Source organism: Bifidobacterium erythrocebi (genome assembly GCF_012932675.1).
GTDB lineage: Bacteria > Actinomycetota > Actinomycetes > Actinomycetales > Bifidobacteriaceae > Bifidobacterium > Bifidobacterium erythrocebi.
The window spans coordinates 84,825-101,200 of sequence record NZ_JAAIIF010000008.1; the positions used below are offsets into that span (position 1 = coordinate 84,825).

Annotated in this window: 11 protein-coding genes; 9 read left to right on the forward strand and 2 right to left on the reverse strand. The window is 62.6% G+C overall.

Translation table 11 applies throughout. The features are described 5' to 3' along the window. Positions 1 to 19: 19 nt before the first annotated feature. A complete protein-coding gene (locus tag G1C98_RS03920) occupies positions 20 to 1,807 on the reverse strand; it encodes a bifunctional ADP-dependent NAD(P)H-hydrate dehydratase/NAD(P)H-hydrate epimerase (RefSeq protein WP_169079454.1) in 1,788 nt (595 codons plus the stop codon). Positions 1,808 to 2,026: 219 nt separating this feature from the next. After that, on the reverse strand, positions 2,027 to 3,148 hold the full coding sequence (locus G1C98_RS03925) for a 5-methyltetrahydropteroyltriglutamate--homocysteine S-methyltransferase (protein WP_169079456.1): 1,122 nt from the start codon (positions 3,146 to 3,148) through the stop codon (positions 2,027 to 2,029). 265 nt (positions 3,149 to 3,413) lie between these two features. On the opposite strand from G1C98_RS03925, the gene G1C98_RS03930 reads away from it, so the two are divergent. The 9 genes from G1C98_RS03930 to uvrC all read left to right on the forward strand — a co-directional run bounded on the left by G1C98_RS03930 (position 3,414) and on the right by uvrC (position 16,367). Then, on the forward strand, positions 3,414 to 3,752 hold the full coding sequence (locus G1C98_RS03930) for a GtrA family protein (RefSeq protein WP_240944922.1): 339 nt from the start codon (positions 3,414 to 3,416) through the stop codon (positions 3,750 to 3,752). Positions 3,753 to 3,840: 88 nt separating this feature from the next. After that, positions 3,841 to 4,551 carry an SGNH/GDSL hydrolase family protein gene (locus G1C98_RS03935; RefSeq protein WP_169079460.1) on the forward strand — a complete coding sequence of 237 codons (711 nt, stop codon included), beginning with the start codon at positions 3,841 to 3,843 and terminating at the stop codon, positions 4,549 to 4,551. A 74-nt stretch (positions 4,552 to 4,625) separates the two neighbouring features. Next, entirely contained in the window at positions 4,626 to 5,096 is a 471-nt protein-coding gene (locus tag G1C98_RS03940) for a MerR family transcriptional regulator (protein ID WP_169079462.1), read from the forward strand. A gap of 67 nt (positions 5,097 to 5,163) precedes the next feature. Continuing rightward, positions 5,164 to 6,213, forward strand: a complete 1,050-nt coding sequence (locus tag G1C98_RS03945; RefSeq protein ID WP_169079464.1) for a zinc-dependent alcohol dehydrogenase family protein — start codon at positions 5,164 to 5,166, stop codon at positions 6,211 to 6,213. Positions 6,214 to 6,471: 258 nt separating this feature from the next. Beyond that, complete coding sequence (locus tag G1C98_RS03950) at positions 6,472 to 7,221, forward strand: carboxymuconolactone decarboxylase family protein (RefSeq protein ID WP_169079466.1); 750 nt, start codon at positions 6,472 to 6,474, stop codon at positions 7,219 to 7,221. Between the two features lie 92 nt (positions 7,222 to 7,313). Further along, positions 7,314 to 8,915 (forward strand): ABC-F family ATP-binding cassette domain-containing protein, encoded by a 1,602-nt coding sequence (locus tag G1C98_RS03955; RefSeq protein WP_169079468.1) that lies wholly within the window; start codon positions 7,314 to 7,316, stop codon positions 8,913 to 8,915. 110 nt (positions 8,916 to 9,025) lie between these two features. Then, positions 9,026 to 10,879, forward strand: coding sequence for an AMP-dependent synthetase/ligase (locus G1C98_RS03960; RefSeq protein ID WP_169079470.1), 1,854 nt, complete (start codon positions 9,026 to 9,028; stop codon positions 10,877 to 10,879). A 164-nt stretch (positions 10,880 to 11,043) separates the two neighbouring features. Next, complete coding sequence (gene uvrA, locus G1C98_RS03965; RefSeq protein ID WP_169079472.1) at positions 11,044 to 14,052, forward strand: excinuclease ABC subunit UvrA; 3,009 nt, start codon at positions 11,044 to 11,046, stop codon at positions 14,050 to 14,052. Then, entirely contained in the window at positions 14,049 to 16,367 is a 2,319-nt protein-coding gene (gene uvrC, locus G1C98_RS03970; RefSeq protein WP_169079474.1) for an excinuclease ABC subunit UvrC, read from the forward strand. The genes uvrA and uvrC overlap by 4 nt, the downstream gene beginning before the upstream one ends. Positions 16,368 to 16,376: the final 9 nt, after the last annotated feature.

Below are 16,376 nucleotides of genomic sequence, written 5' to 3' on the forward strand. Positions count from 1 at the left end.
TGCACGGGGTGGCGATGATCTAGCGGATCAGTTCGTCGAAGGCCTGGGGGATGGCGGCGATGACATCCGTGGCGATGATCGGATGGCCAAGCGACGAGAACGTGCGCTTCTCGGCATGCCCGTAGAGTTCGGGCCTGTTCCATCCACGCTGCTCCGATTCGGAGGCGTCGGCCCCCGCCAAGCCGTGCAGGTATGCCGCGGCCGCGGCGATTTCGGGCATGCGAGCCGGGTCCGCTACCGGCAGATCGCCCTGCTGCGCAAGCAACGCCCCCAACAGGGCGGCCAGCACGTCACCCGATCCGGCCGTCGCCATCCAGGCCGGAGCACGCCCGGAAAGCATGATGCGATCCCGTCCCTCGCCGTCCGTACCGACCACGATGGTGACGGCGCCCTTCAACAGCACGGTCGCGCCGGTCAGCGTGTGCGCCAGCGTCGCATACCGCAATGGCTCCGCCTGGATATCCCGTGCGGTCAGCGACAGTTCGGACTCGCCGCGCAGACGGTTCAGCAGCGTCGCCAGCTCGCCGGCATGAGGAGTGACGACCACCTGCGCCGGCACATGCGCGGGCAGCAGATCCAAGGCTCCGGCATCCACCACGATCGGCGGCATGGCGCGCGCCTCATCGTCGCGCCGCGCACCGTCATCGGTCTCGCCGTCGGCCAACGCGTAATGCTTGAGCAGTGCCGCGATGGTCTCACGCTGGATATCCTCGCCGCCCGTCCCGTCACCGCCGCACGGCACGCCGGAGCCAACGACCCAGGACTGGACATGCCCCTTGCCCAGTACCGCCTCCGGCACGGCGTCAAGCACCATGTTCTGCGTGCGCTGGGGACCCATGTAGCGGATCATGCCCACATTGGACCGTGCCGCCGCCCTGGCCGTCAGCACCGCGGCCCCCGGGTAGCGCGTGGAACCGGTCACCAGGCCGACCACGCCACGCGAATACTTGCCGTCCTCGAAGCGCGGCAGACGAATCGACTCGGATACGAAATCGCTGTCCGTCATCTCGACCGTCGGATCCGGCTCGTCAATATCGAACCCGAAATCGACCAGCACGAGCCTGCCGCAGGCATAGGATGCCGGGGGCACCATAGCGCACGGCTTTATCGCGCCGAACGTCACCGTCGCATCGGCGGGGATATACGCGCCCGGAAGGGTGCCGTCGTTCACGCCCACGCCGGATGGCGTGTCGACGGCCACGACCAGCGGCAGATCGCCGGAAGGCTCGTTATGGGGAAGGGCCGGACGGTCAGGCAGCCGCGACGTCTCGCCCAGAGAGGCGGCAAGCGTGCCCGGAATGCCCCGCAGCGCGCCATTGACACCGATACCGGTCATCGCGTCAAGCACCACATGCGAACCGCGCGCATACTCGACGGCGGCCTGCAGGCGCTCGCCGGCCTCGCCCGCGGAGAAGCCCGTGGCACAACCGGGAATATCGGCGTTCGGATCAAGCACCAGCACACGCCCGCCGGCGTGGACGAACGCGGCGAACGCGGCATCATGCAGGGAACGCCCCACGGCGATGGCGGTGACCTGCGCACCCTCCTGGGCAAGCATGGCCCCCGCATACAGGCCGTCGCCGCCATTATCCCCGGCGCCGGCCAGCACGGCGATACGCGAATCCTCCACGGCAAGACCCTCATCGTCGAGCAGCTTCATCGTCACCCTTGCCGTGGCAGAAGCGGCCATACGCATCAACGGCACGCCATCGTCCAACAGCGGACGCTCCATATCGCGCACGGTATCGGAATCATAGGCGCTGTACAACAGCATCTGCAGGCGGTCGGCATCATTGGCGGTGTCCATGGAACCCCTTCCCTGATAAGACGAATACAACAACCACTCTAGTACGCTGGCCTGCGTGCACGATGGCGCAATCCGATGACAGGACACAAGAAACGGCCCGTGCGGCAACGCCGGAAAACCAGCATCGCCGCACGGGCCGATCCGAATAGGCGGCCACGCGCACCCCAATCCCATAGGGGGAGAGCTATACGTTGGACGAATACCGTCCACAGGCCGGAATCACTCGCCCCAGACATCCTTCGCAATGGACTGCACGAGCGCGATCTTCGCCCACTGCTGATCCTCGGTCAGCTTATTGCCCTCCTCGGTGGAAGCGAAACCGCACTGGGTGGACAGGCACAGACGATCCAACGGCACATACTTGGAAGCCTCCTCGATACGCGCCTTGATGGTATCGGCATCCTCAAGCTCGGGCTTCTTGGAAGTGATCAGACCAAGCACGACCTTCTTATCACCGGACACCTCGGCCAACGGGGCGAAATCACCGGAACGATCATCATCGAACTCCAGATAATAGGCGTTCACGTTCTCCTCGCCGAACAGCTTGGCCGCAACCGGCGCATAACCGCCCGAAGACAGCCAAGTGGAATGGAAATTACCACGGCAGACGTGCGTATTGATCGCCAGATCGGCAGGCTGATCCGCAATCACCGCGTTGATCACATCAAGATTCTCCTGCTGCAGGCGCAGCGCATCCTCATCGCTCCAGCCCAGGCGCTCGCGGACGCTCCTGTCGCACAGACGGGTCCAGGTGCAGTCGTCGAACTGCACGTTGCGGCAGCCGGCGGCATACAGGTCGGCGATCACCTGACGGTAGGCGGCCACGATGTCGGCGGTCAGCTCGTCGTCGCTGGCGTAGAACTCGTCATACGGGTAGGCGGCCTTGTTGCCGGTGAGCACGAAGCGGGTCTGCGCGGGGGACGGCATGGTCTGACGGGCCACGGTGTTCTCGTCCTCGAACTGCTTGACGAACTTGAAATGCTCCACGAACGGATGGTTCTCGCCGTTGATCCTGCCGGTCACCGTGGCGGTGTCGGCCGGGGTGACCTCGTCATGGAATGCGACACGATGCGCGGCGGCGGCGTGGTCCACGCCGTTGAAGCCCCACATGAAATCGAAATGCCACCAGCCGCGGCGGAACTCGCCATCGGTGATGACATGCAGGCCGGCGGCCTTCTGCTTGGCCACAAGCTCGGTGATAAGCCTGTCCTCGACGGCCTTCAACGCGGCGGCATCGATGGTGCCGGCGGCGAAATCGGCGCGTGCCTGCTTGAGCTCGGCCGGGCGAAGATAGGATCCGACCACATCGGCGCGGAACGGCGCATTATGCGAAAATGCCATGTTTGTTCTCCTTCGACATTCGATAGTGACCTTGCGGTCACTGGCAAAACCAACAGCAGACTACCCGAAGCCCACGAAACCCGTGCAACCGCCACCTGCACGCCGCCGTCCGCCGATACCGGGACCTGCCTATACTGAGCTGCGGTCAAACGAACCACACACAAGGTGCACACGAATGAGCGGCAACGAACACGAACAACACACAGACGACAACGGCCATGAGCAACGGCAGAAGCCACAACGCAGAACACTGCTGCCATACCTCATGGTCTCCGCCACACAGACACTGGTCGAATTCGGATCGTTCACCATCCTGCACCTGATCTCGGTGCCATCCGCCGCAGCCAACGCCGTCGCCATCGTGCTGTCCGCGTCATACAACTTCCTCATGAACCGCAACGTGACCTTCAAATCATCCAGCAACTTCACACGCAGCGTCGCACTGTTCATCGCACTATGGCTATGGAACTACCTCTTCGGCTCGACCATGCTCACCTGGCTGCCGAAAACCCTCGAATGGAACCCCATCCTCGTGAAATTCCTCACCATGGGCTGCCAATTCGCATGGGGCTACCCGCTATGCAAACACGTCATCTTCCGCTAACAGCCGTAGCCAAGCCAACACACGACCCCACACAACGACCCGAACGCCCACACGGCACAACAACAGCAACCAGCAGAAAGAAGGGAACATGAACATCCTGGCACTCGCCGAAGCATGGTGGGCCCAGCACGCCATCCACCTCGACCCCGAACCCGAAGGCGAACGAACCGGCACCATAAACGCCACCGACAGCCAAACACAACCACTACGCCTCATCACCGTCGGCGACTCCATGATCGCCGGATGCGGCGTAGACAACCAATCCCACGGATTCACCCCGGACATGGCAACCGAATTCTCACGCATCCTCGACAAACCCATCACCTGGGAAGCGCACGGCAAACTCGGCGCCACCATGAGACGAGTACGCTACCGGCTCCTGCCCGAAATCAACGGCACCGCCGACCTACTGATCATCTGCGCCGGATCCAACGACCTCATGGCCAGACGAACCCCACAGGAATGGGAAAACGACCTCACCGCCACAATCAACGAGGCCAAAGCCATCAGCAACAACATCATCGTATTCAGCGCGGCGCAACTCTACCGCAGCCCATCCCTCGGAGCCAGCCTACGCAAAGTCATCGAAGGCATGACCAACCAACAAACCGCCATCAGCACAACCGTCTGCGACAAGAACAACGTACTCTTCCTCGACATGACCCACGAAGACGTACACGCCGACCAGAAACGCTTCTACGCCCACGACCGATTCCACCCCAGCGACTACGGCTACCAATACATGGCCAAACGCATCGGCGAACTCACCGAACCATGGCTCAAAGCACACCTAGGCTGACAGACCTCAAACCACACGACACGCAACACACCGACACTGGACTTCAAGCACTCGAAGTTCATAGAGTGCGAACCATGGGCAACACAACAAGCACCTGGCACACCATCCGACAAGCCTCGATGATCTCAGGACTACCGGAAACCACACTGCGCTACTACGAACAAATCGGCATCATCAAACCGATAGCACGAGACCCCAGCTCCGGGCACCGCATGTACTCGGACAACGACCTGCAATCACTCATCACCATCTCCTGCCTCGCCGCAACCGGCATGCCGCTGGACTCCATGCGCGAATACCTCGCCAACTCCACCGACGGACCACAAGGCGCTCGCAGGCAGGTGGAGCTGTTGGACGCGCAGGCGTTGCGATTGGCGGCCAAGGCCGAAAGCATCCGTATGCAGCAGGCGTACGTGTCGTTCAAGACCCTGTACTGGCGCGCCATCGCGGAGGGGCGTCAGGACGAGGCGAAACGTCTGCTGGAGGAGAACCGGGACATCGTCGATGCGGTCAAACGCCAGCAGCACGATCCCTCGGCCGTCTGACGCGCCTTGCATGCCACGGCACCGTATTGTCCAGTTATGATTCCCGTCGACCCATGAAGGAGTGGATATGAAATCAGCAATCTATAAAGGCATCAAGACCATGGCCTGCGAGGAGCATGCCAAGCCGACGCTCATCGAGACGGATGACGCCATCATCCGTGTGGTGCACGCCTGCGTGTGCGGATCGGACCTGTGGTTCTTCCGCGACGGACGCGAGGCCGACACCCAGACCGGCCATGAGGCCATCGGCGTGGTCGAATCCGTCGGCAGCGACGTCACCATCGCCCAGCCGGGCGATTTTGTGATCGTGCCGTTCCCGTATTCCTGCGGCGAGTGCCCGGTATGCAAGGCCGGCTTCGAATCCTCCTGCCCGCACGGCGGCTACTTCGGCGGCGAGGGGCTTGGCTGCCAGGCCGAATACCTGCGTGTGCCCCACGCGAACGGCACGCTCGTCGTGGTGCCTGGCGATGCGAAGTCCTTCTCCGACGAGAAGCTCGCCGACCTGCTGGCACTGTCCGACGTGATGCCGACCGGCTACCATGCCGCCGCCTCCGCCGAAGTCAAGCCCGGCGATACCGCAGTGGTGTTCGGTGACGGCGCGGTGGGCCTGTGCGGCGTGCTGTCCGCCAAGATCCGCGGTGCCAAGCGCATCATCGCCATGAGCCGTCACGCCGACCGCCAGGCTCTGGCTCGTGAGTTCGGTGCCACCGACATCGTCGAGGAACGTGGCGACGAGGCCGTGGCCCGCGTTATGGAGATGACCGACGGCTACGGTGCGGATGCGGTGCTCGAATGCGTGGGTTCCGCATTGTCCAACGATACGGCCATGAAGGTCGCCCGCTGCGGTGCCGTCGTCGGCCGTGTGGGCCTGCCGCATGACGTCGAGGCGGATATTCCGGGGCTCTTCTACCGCAATGTCGGCCTGCGTGGCGGCCCGGCTCCGGTGCGCCACTACGACACCGAAGTCGACCATCTGCTTGACCTGGTGCTGAAGGGTGAGATCCATCCCGGCCGTGTGTTCACCGCCGAATTCACCCTTGACGAGATCCAGGCCGCCTACGATGCGATGGATCGGCGCAGGACCATCAAGTCGCTGCTTCGGGTGAGCGAGGTCTGAGCGAGGGCGGAGGAGCCATCCAACGGATGTCCTCCGTAATGCCGCAATGTGTGGGGTGCGCCTGTTTCGCAAGAAGCGGCGCACCCTTCGTGTGTTCGGCGTGGATGACAGGTTTCATGCAATATGCGCATGGTGAAGCATCTTCCATAATCATTTGAAGCGGTGTTCGGACGGGCATAAGGTATGAGCAGGGCAGACAGGCGGCCATCTCCCGGTCGTCGGTCGCGCCTGTAGCAAGCATCACAGGAAAGGCAACGCATGTTCGGCAAAAAGAACGGATTTTTCTCCGATGGCAAGATCACCCTTGAACAGGCCGATCCGGAGTTCATCGAATTCTTCTCCAATTTCGCCTACGGCGAGGTGGTCAACGAGCCCGGAGCACAGCATCCCGACCTTGACGACTCCACCCGTTCCATGGCGATTCTCGCCACGCTGATCGGCTGTCAGGGCGTCGACGCGTACGAGATGATGCTGCCCGTGGCACTGGAGACCGGTGTCACTCCGGTGCAGGTAAAGGAAGTGGTCTATCAGGCCACGGCATATCTTGGATTCGGGCGCGTGCTGCCGTTCCTGAAGACGACCAACGAGGTGTTCGTCGACAAGGACATCAACCTGCCGCTGGAAGGCCAGTCCACCACCACGCCGCAGACGCGTGCCGAGGCGGGGGAGCGCTCCCAGGTCGAGATCTTCGGCGAGGGCATGCGCGGCTTCGCGCAGTCCGGCCCGGAGGAAACCCGTCACATCAACAAGTGGCTGGCCGACAACTGCTTCGGCGACTACTACACCCGCAAGGGGCTGACCACCCGCGAACGCGAGATGATCACCCTGTGCTTCCTGCTCGCCCAAGGCGGCTGCGAGCCGCAGCTCGTGGCCCATGCGAAGGCGAATCTGGCGGTCGGCAACGAGAAGGCGTTCCTCATCGCGGTCGTGTCCCAGTGCATGCCGTATATCGGCTACCCCCGCACGCTCAACGCCATCCGCTGCATCAACGAGGCCGCCGAAGGCTGAAAGACCCTTCCCGTACGCCACGGTTCGCGGTATTGCTATAGTATTCCCTTGGCTTTAAGTACATCACGATATCGGAAAGAGAAGGATGAGGCATGGCGATTGAGGCAAAGGGCCTGGAGATTCAGATCGGTGCGCGTACATTGCTTCATCCCACCGACTTCCACGTGTCCAAGGGGGACAAGATCGGTCTGGTCGGTCGCAACGGTGCCGGCAAGACCACGCTAACCCGCGTCATCACGGGCGACATGCTGCCCACCGCGGGCAAGGTGCGCGTATCCGGCAAGCTCGGGTACCTTCCGCAGGACACCCATGCCGCCGATCCGACCCAGACCGCGCTCGACCGCATGATGAGCGCCCGCGACATCGCCTCGATCATCAGCCGTATCCGCAAGGCCGAAAAGGACATGACCGACCCTGATCCGGACGTGATGTCCAAGGCCATGAACCGTTACGACAAGGCCATGCAGGACTTCGACAAGGCCGGCGGGTATGCGGCGCAGTCCGAGGCCATCAGCATGGCGGCGTCCCTCGGCCTGCCGCAGGACGTCATGGAACAGCAGTTGGGAACGCTCTCCGGCGGCCAGCGCCGTCGCATCGAACTGGCCAGGATCCTGTTCTCCGATGCCGACACCCTGATCCTCGACGAGCCGACCAACCACTTGGACGCCGACTCCATCGACTGGCTGCGCGGCTACCTCAAGAAATACGAGGGCGGATTCCTGGTCATCTCCCATTCCACGGAGCTGCTTGACGAAGTGGTGAACAAGGTGTGGCATCTGGATGCCCAGCTTGGTCAGATCGACATGTACTCCCTTGGTTGGAAGGCATACCTGCACCAGCGTGTGGTCGACGAGGAGCGTCGCCGCCGCGAGCGCGAGGTGGCCGAGAAGAAGGCAGATCGCCTGATGAAGCAGGGCATTCGCCTGCATGCCAAGGCCACCAAGGCCGTCGCCGCGCAGAACATGATGCGTCGCGCCGAAAAGCTGCTGGAGAACACCTCCGAGGCCACCAAGGCCGAGAAGGTCGCCGATATCCGCTTCCCGGAGCCGGCGCCCTGCGGCAAGACGCCGATCATGGCGAAGGACATCTCCAAGGCGTACGGCTCGAATATCGTGTTCGCCGGCGTGAACCTCGCCATCGACAAGGGGTCACGCGTGGTGATCCTCGGTTACAACGGTGCCGGCAAGACCACCACCCTGCGTCTGCTCGCCCACATCGAGGAGCCTGATACCGGCTCCGTCGAATACGGTCATGGATGCAAGATCGGCTATTTCGCGCAGGAGCACGATACGCTCGATCTCGACGCGACCGTGCTGCAGAATCTCGTGCACGTCGCCCCGGAGCTCAACGACACCCAGGCCCGCAGCATCCTCGGCTCGTTCCTGTTCTCCGGGGACGATGCCATGAAGCCTGCACGAGTGCTTTCCGGCGGCGAGAAGACCCGTCTCGCCCTGGCCATGCTGGTCACCTCCCGCGCGAACGTGCTGCTGCTCGACGAGCCGACCAACAACCTCGATCCCGCGTCGCGAGACGAGATTCTCAAGGCCATCGCCAAGTACGAGGGCGCGATCGTGCTCGTCACCCACGATGAGGGCGCGGTGGAGGCACTGAACCCGGAACGTGTGCTGCTGATGCCCGACGGCGACGAGGATCTGTGGAACGATTCCTATCTCGACCTGGTGGCCGAGGAGTAATTCCATTTGCATAGCATGGCCGGTCCTGCGAAGATCTCGTAAGGGCCGGCCCATATCGTTCATGCCATATGGCCGTGGAATTGTATCCGGCGTGGGGTAGCAATAGTGGTATGGCTGAACATGCAGATCAGAAGGTGAACGCGACCGTGATGGTCGAGAAGTTCACCAATCCGTTGAAACAACCGATCGACAGCGACATCAATCTGTTCGACTTCCTTGACGGCCGCGCACAGCGCGACCCCGAAGGCTCGATGGTGGAATACAAGGACGAGCAGGGCCAATGGCACTCCTTCACCGCCCGCGAGTTCCGCCAGAAGGTCATCGACATTGCCAAGGGACTAATCGGATGGGGCGTCAAGAAGGGTGATGCCGTATCCATCATCGCCCGCACCTGCTGGGAGTGGACGGCGCTCGACATGGCCATCATGGCGGTCGGCGCTCTCACCGTCCCCGTCTACGAGACCAACTCCGCGCAGCAGATCAGGAACATCTTCAACGACTCGAAGGTGGCGCTTGCCATCGCGCAGGACGATACGCAGCGTGACAAGATCGAAAGCGTCAAGGACGAGGTGCCGAGCCTGCGCGGCGTCCTGATGATGGAGGCCGGCGCCGTCGACGCGATCATCGCCTTCGGCACGGATGTCAGCGACAAGGAGTTCTGGGATCGCAAGAACGCCGTGCACGGCGATGACCTGGCGACCATCGTGTATACGTCCGGATCCACGGGAACGCCCAAGGGCGTGGAGCTGAGCCACGGCAACTTCGCCTTCCTGTGCCAGTCCGCAAAGCAGTACATGCCCGGCGTGGTCGACGCGCCCGGCCGCCGTCTGCTGCTCTTCCTGCCGCTGAGCCACGTATTCGCCCGCTACATGTCGCTGCTGAGCTATGCCAGCACACTGACGCTTGGCCTGAGCTCAAGCATGAAGACCATCGTCAAGGATTTCGAGAGCTTCGGCCCGACGCTGCTGCTGGCCGTACCGCGCGTCTTCGAGAAGGTGTACAACGCCGCTTCGCAGCGCGCCGGTTCCGGCGTCGCCGGCAAGCTGTTCGCTCGTGGTGCGAAGGCGGCTCGCGAATGGTCCCACGTGCAGCAGTCCGGTGCGCGCCCGTCGTGGCGTCTTGCCCTGGCGCACGTCTTCTACGAGAAGCTCGTCTATAAGAAGATCCGCACCATCTTCGGTCCGAACGCGCAGTGCGCCATCACCGGCGGCGCTCCGATGGACGCCGAGCTGTCGCACTTCTTCAACGGCATCGGCATGCAGCTGCTGGAAGGCTATGGCATGACGGAGACCTGCGGGCCCGTGTGCGTGAGCCTTCCCGAGGACAACCGCATCGGTACGATCGGCAAGCCGCTGAACGGCGTGACCGCAGGCATCGCCGAGGACGGCGAGCTGTGCATCAGCGGTCCGCTGGTCTGCAAGGGCTACCATAACCAGCCCGAAGTCACCGAACAGCAGATCGTCGACGGATGGCTGCACACCGGAGACCTTGGCAGCATCGGCGAGGATGGCTTCGTGACCATCACCGGCCGTAAGAAGGATCTCATCATCACCGCCGGTGGCAAGAACGTCTCTCCGGGCATTCTCGAAGCGTCCGTCATGACCTCGCCTGTGGTGAACCAGTGCCTGGTCATCGGCGACAAGAAGCCGTTCGTCGCCGCGCTGGTCACGTTGGATCTCGCCGACGCGAACGCCTGGCTGGTGGCCCAGGGCGCTCGGGGCGAACCCGATCTGGCGGCCTTGGCGAAGAATCCGATCATCCACGCCGAGGTCGAACGTGCGGTCAACGCGGCGAACGAGGGCGTCTCCCGTGCCGAGTCAATCCGCAAGTTCGAGATCCTGCCCGACGAGTTCACCGAGGCCAACGGCATGCTGACGGTGAGTCTGAAGACCCGTCGCGCGCAGATCATCGCCCATTACCGTGAGCTGATCGATACCGTCATCTACGTGCCGCGCAAGAAATAGCACGAGCCGCACCGGCGGAAGGCCGGGGTGACAAGGAGGGCCATCCCAAAGGGGATGGCCCTCCTTGGTTGCGGGTTCGGCAAGCGCAACGCCGCAGGCGAACATCTGTTCGAAAAAACCATGAGGTTGATGTATTCTGAGTCAAGCGAACGAACGTCCGGCGTATGAGGGAGGCGCGTGTGGCCAGAGCAAACGGTGGCAGCCGAGGCAGGAACGGGGAAGTGGTCGTGGAGAAGGTGATGACCAGCGAATCGTTCCTTTCCAGGGAGATAGCCAAAGCGCCGCTTGTCGAGCACGACGGGTGTCTGGTGGCGGACATCTCTCACATCCCCAATGATCTGAAGATCACCATTCAGGGGGCGCGCGAGCACAATCTCAAGAATGTGGATCTCTCTATTCCCCGAAACCGCATGGTGGTGTTCACCGGCCTGTCCGGTTCGGGCAAGTCCTCGCTGGCGTTCGACACGCTGTTCGCCGAAGGCCAGCGCCGGTACGTCGAATCGTTGTCGGCCTATGCGCGCCAGTTCCTCGGGCAGATGGACAAACCGGACGTCGATTTCATCGAGGGACTGTCTCCGGCGGTGTCCATCGATCAGAAGACCACCAATCGCAATCCGCGCTCCACGGTCGGCACCATCACCGAGATCTACGACTATCTGCGACTGCTGTTCGCACGCACCGGCGTCCCGCACTGCCCGGAATGCGGCGAGCCGGTACAGGCCCAGACGCCTCAGCAGATCGTGGACACGCTGCTGGACAAGCCGGAGCGCACGCGCTTCCAGATTCTTGCGCCCGTGGTCAAGGGGCGTAAGGGCGAATTCGTGGACATGCTCGAACTGCTGCGTTCCGACGGCTACGCCCGTGCGCTGATCGATGGCAAGATGTGCCAGTTGTCCGACGACATCAAACTCGCGAAGACGCGCAAGCACACCATCGAGGTCGTGGTCGACCGCCTGGTCGTCAAGGACGGCGTGCGTCAGCGTCTCACCGATTCCATCGAAACCGCGCTGAAGCTCGCCAACGGCAGCATCGTCATCGACTACGTGGACGAGGACGAATCAAGCAAGTCCCGCCGCCAGCCGTTCTCCGAGCATCGCAGCTGCCCGAACGGGCATACGCTCGAATTGGACGAGATCGAGCCACGCACGTTCTCTTTCAACGCGCCGTACGGTGCCTGCCCGGTATGCTCCGGTCTCGGCTTCAAGCTGGAGATCGACCCCGAACTCGTCATCGCCGATCCGGACAAATCGCTCAACGAGGGCGTCATCGAACCGTGGTCGAACACCAAGATGACATCCCAGTACTACAGGCACGTGCTTGAGGGATTGGCCGAAGAGATGGGATTCTCCATGGACACCCCGTGGAAGGATCTGCCCGAGGACGTCAGGCACGACATCCTGTTCGGCCATGATTTCAAGGTTAATGTCTCCTACCGCAATCGCTGGGGGCGGCTGCGCGAATATTCCACCGGTTTCGAGGGCGTGGTCCGCACGCTGATGCGCCGCCACGAGGAGACCGACTCCGAATCCATGAAGCAGTACTACGAGTCCTATATGCGCGAGGTGCCCTGCCAGGAGTGCAAGGGGCGCAGACTCAAGCCCGAGGTGCTGGCGGTCACCATCGATGGCAAGTCCATCTTCGACGTGTGCGACATGCCCGTTGCGCGAGCATTGGAATGGGTGCAGGGACTCAAGCTCACCGGTTCGGCCGCGCTGATCGCCGGCGAGGTGCTCAAGGAGATCAAGGCGCGTCTGGGATTCCTCAACGATGTCGGTCTCGATTATCTGACGCTTTCCCGTGCCGCGGCCACGCTGTCCGGCGGCGAGGCGCAGCGCATCCGTCTCGCCACGCAGATCGGGTCTGGTCTGGTCGGCGTGATGTACGTGCTGGACGAGCCTTCGATCGGTCTCCACCAGCGTGACAACGAACGTCTCATCGAAACGCTGCACCATCTGCGCGATCTTGGCAACACGCTTATCGTCGTCGAACATGACGAGGACACGATCCGTGAGGCCGATTGGCTGGTCGATATCGGCCCGGGCGCCGGCGAACATGGCGGCGAGGTCGTCTATTCCGGCCCCGCCAAGCAGCTGACGAAGGCCAAGCGCTCGATCACCGGGGACTACATCGCCCATCGCCGTGAGATCGCCGTGCCGCAGCATCGCCGCAAAGTGCGCAAGACCGCGCAGCTGCGCGTCGTCGGTGCACGTGAGAACAACCTCAAGAACCTCACGGTCAATTTCCCGCTCGGCGTGTTCACGGTCGTCTCCGGCGTCTCCGGGTCGGGCAAATCCTCCCTGGTCAACACGATCCTGTACCCGGTGCTGGCCGACAAGCTCAACGGCGCACGCATCGTGCCGGGCAAGCACACCCGCGTGGAAGGCCTCGATCAGGTGAAGAAGGTCATCCACGTCGATCAGAACCCCATCGGGCGCACGCCGCGTTCGAACCCGGCCACCTACACCGGCGTATGGGACAAGATCCGCACCCTGTTCGCCAAAACCCCCGAGGCGCAGGTGCGCGGATACGGCCCCGGACGCTTCAGTTTCAACGTCAAGGGCGGTCGCTGCGAGGCATGCCACGGTGACGGCACCCTGAAGATCGAGATGAACTTCCTGCCCGACGTCTACGTCGAATGCGAGACCTGCCACGGCAAACGATACAACCGCGAGACCCTTGAGGTGACGTATAACGGCAAGACCGTGGCCGATATCCTCGACATGCCCATAGAGGAGGCGGCCGAGTTCTTCAAGGCCTACACCGGCATCTCCCGCTATCTCAAGACACTCGTGGACGTCGGTCTCGGCTACATCCGTCTCGGCCAGCCCGCGCCGACGCTGTCCGGCGGCGAATCGCAGCGCGTCAAACTCGCCACCGAACTGCAACGCCGTTCCGACGGCAAGACCGTCTACATTCTCGACGAGCCGACCACCGGTCTGCACTTCGAGGACGTGAACAAGCTGCTCAAGGTATTGCAGGGTCTGGTGGATAAAGGCAATACGGTCATCGTCATCGAACACAATCTCGACGTGATCAAATCCGCCGATTGGATAATCGACCTCGGCCCGGAGGGCGGTGACGGCGGCGGCACCATCGTCGCCGAAGGCACACCCGAGCAGGTCGCGCAATGCGAGGATTCCTGGACAGGCAAGTTCCTGAAGACGATGCTATGAGTTCGGTATTCGAAAAGCACAGTCCTGGCGAATGGCAGAAAACCGCCTCCGCCCTGTTGCAGGAGCAGCAGGGCGAGGGAGGTGTTGCTGCCGGCAACGGCAAAGGCGTGAACAGGAACGGTGCGCCTTTGCTGGGGGATACCCGCGACCTCTTCCGGCCGAAGACATCGGACATCCCGGCCGAACCGGGCGTCTACAAATGGCGCGACGGCGAAGGCCGTGTCATCTACGTCGGCAAGGCGAAGAATCTGCGCAATCGTCTGACCAATTATTTCCAGCCGCTATACCAGCTGCATCCCCGCACGCAGACCATGGTGCTCACCGCCCGGAGCCTTGAATGGACCGTGGTCGGCAGCGAGCTGGAATCGCTGACGCTTGAATACACGTGGATCAAGGAATTCGATCCGCGGTTCAACGTGCAGTTCAAGGATGACAAGACCTACCCGTATCTGGCGGTCTCGGTCGGCCAGGACTACCCACGCGTCTGGGTGACACGCAGCCGCAATCGCAGGGACAGCAGGTATTTCGGCCCCTACGCCAAGGTGTGGCCGATGCGGCACAGCCTTGACGCGTTGCTGCGCACGTTCCCTGTGCGTACATGCAACACCAATGCGTTCCACAAGGCGCAGCTGACGAATCGTCCATGTCTGCTGGCCTCCATCGGCAAATGCTCCGCTCCCTGCGTCGGGCGGATCGGCAAGGCGGAGCATCGGCATATGGTCGAGCAACTCGTCGGCGTGATGACGGGGCGCATCGGCAAATCCTATATCGCGCAGCTCACCCGCGACATGAAGGCGGCCAGCGCCGATCTGGAGTTCGAGAAGGCGGCGCGTCTGCGCGACGAGATCCAGCTGCTGTCCACGGTGGTGCAAAGCAATGCGGTGGTGATGGACGATCAGGTGGATGCCGATGTGTTCGGCTTCGATACCGATGAGCTTGAGGCGTCGGTGCATGCGTTCTTCGTTCGTGCCGGCTCGATTCGCGGTGAACGTAACTGGAGCGTCGAACGTGTCGAGGACATCGATGACGCCGACCTGCTGGCCGATCTTCTCGTACAGGTGTATGCGGATGCCGCAGGTGCCGCTGCTCCGGCTGACGCTCCGGTGGCGGACGGTACCCGTATCGTTACGTCGAGGGATGCGCTGGCTCCGACGCAGACGGTCACCGCCACGGATGCCGCATCCCGCGCGCAGGCCACGCGTGAGCGTAATCTGCGCCAGGAACAGACGGGCCGCGCCGATCTGCTGGCACCTGTCGCACCGGTGCCGCGCGAGGTCATCGTCACTTTCGAGCCGAGCCGGCGCGAGGAGATCGAGCAGTGGCTTACGGGATTGCGTGGGGGGGCGGTGTCGATCCGAGTCGCCGCACGCGGCGATAAGAAGCAGCTTATGGATCGCGCGAACGAGAACGCGACCCAGGCGCTGCAGCGTTCCAAGATGAGCCGCATCAGCGACATGGGCGCGCGGACCCGTGCCATGAACGAAGTGGCGGATGCATTGGGGCTGGAGGAGGCCCCGCTGCGCATCGAATGCTACGACATCTCGAATACGGTGGGCGGTGCGTTCCAGGTCGCCTCCATGGTTGTTTTCGAGGACGCGGTGGCCAAGAAGAGCGAATACCGTCGTTTCGCCATACGAGGGGACGATGGCAAGGGGGCGCTTGACGATCTGTCCGCATTGTATGAGACCCTGACCCGTCGGTTCCGTCACGGCAATATCGCTGGTGATTCGGGAGAGAGCATGGAGGCGGAGCGAACGGCTTCCTCGGCGGCGGTCGATGATGCCGCCGAATCATTCGCTGCGAACGAGGATGCGTCGGTCGTCCAGCAGAATACGGATCGCCGTCATTTCGCATACAAGCCGAATCTTGTGGTGGTCGATGGCGGCAAACCACAGGCCATGGCCGCGGCCAGGGCATTGGCGGATTGCGGCGTCACCGACGTCGCGGTATGCGGGTTGGCCAAGCGCCTCGAAGAGGTCTGGGTGCCCGACGACGACTACCCGATCATCCTCAAGCGGCAGTCCGAGGGAATGTATCTGCTGCAGCGTGTCCGTGATGAATCCCACCGCTTCGCCATCACCTATCATCGCCAGATGAGAAGAAAAGGTGCGTTGCGCAGCGCGCTCGACGCCATCCCCGGCATCGGCGAGCAATACCAGAAGCGCCTTCTCGCGCATTTCGGTTCGGTCAAGGCCATGCGCGCGGCAAGCGTGGAAGACTTCGAAGCGGTGAAAGGCATAGGGCATGCCAAGGCGCAGGCGCTGTATGAGGCGCTGCATGCCGATGAATCGCATGACGGCCACGTCGATGAATGAACGATGCGG

What these genes read in the sequence shown, in the direction of transcription:
- G1C98_RS03950 (WP_169079466.1), top strand. Translation starts at nt 6,472, where the DNA reads ATGTTCGGCAAAAAGAACGGATTTTTCTCCGATGGCAAGATCACCCTT.
- G1C98_RS03920 (WP_169079454.1), bottom strand. Translation starts at nt 1,807, where the DNA reads ATGGACACCGCCAATGATGCCGACCGCCTGCAGATGCTGTTGTACAGC.
- G1C98_RS03960 (WP_169079470.1), top strand. Translation starts at nt 9,026, where the DNA reads ATGGCTGAACATGCAGATCAGAAGGTGAACGCGACCGTGATGGTCGAG.
- G1C98_RS03930 (WP_240944922.1), top strand. Translation starts at nt 3,414, where the DNA reads ATGGTCTCCGCCACACAGACACTGGTCGAATTCGGATCGTTCACCATC.
- uvrA (WP_169079472.1), top strand. Translation starts at nt 11,044, where the DNA reads ATGAGGGAGGCGCGTGTGGCCAGAGCAAACGGTGGCAGCCGAGGCAGG.
- G1C98_RS03925 (WP_169079456.1), bottom strand. Translation starts at nt 3,148, where the DNA reads ATGGCATTTTCGCATAATGCGCCGTTCCGCGCCGATGTGGTCGGATCC.
- G1C98_RS03955 (WP_169079468.1), top strand. Translation starts at nt 7,314, where the DNA reads ATGGCGATTGAGGCAAAGGGCCTGGAGATTCAGATCGGTGCGCGTACA.
- G1C98_RS03935 (WP_169079460.1), top strand. Translation starts at nt 3,841, where the DNA reads ATGAACATCCTGGCACTCGCCGAAGCATGGTGGGCCCAGCACGCCATC.
- uvrC (WP_169079474.1), top strand. Translation starts at nt 14,049, where the DNA reads ATGAGTTCGGTATTCGAAAAGCACAGTCCTGGCGAATGGCAGAAAACC.
- G1C98_RS03940 (WP_169079462.1), top strand. Translation starts at nt 4,626, where the DNA reads ATGGGCAACACAACAAGCACCTGGCACACCATCCGACAAGCCTCGATG.
- G1C98_RS03945 (WP_169079464.1), top strand. Translation starts at nt 5,164, where the DNA reads ATGAAATCAGCAATCTATAAAGGCATCAAGACCATGGCCTGCGAGGAG.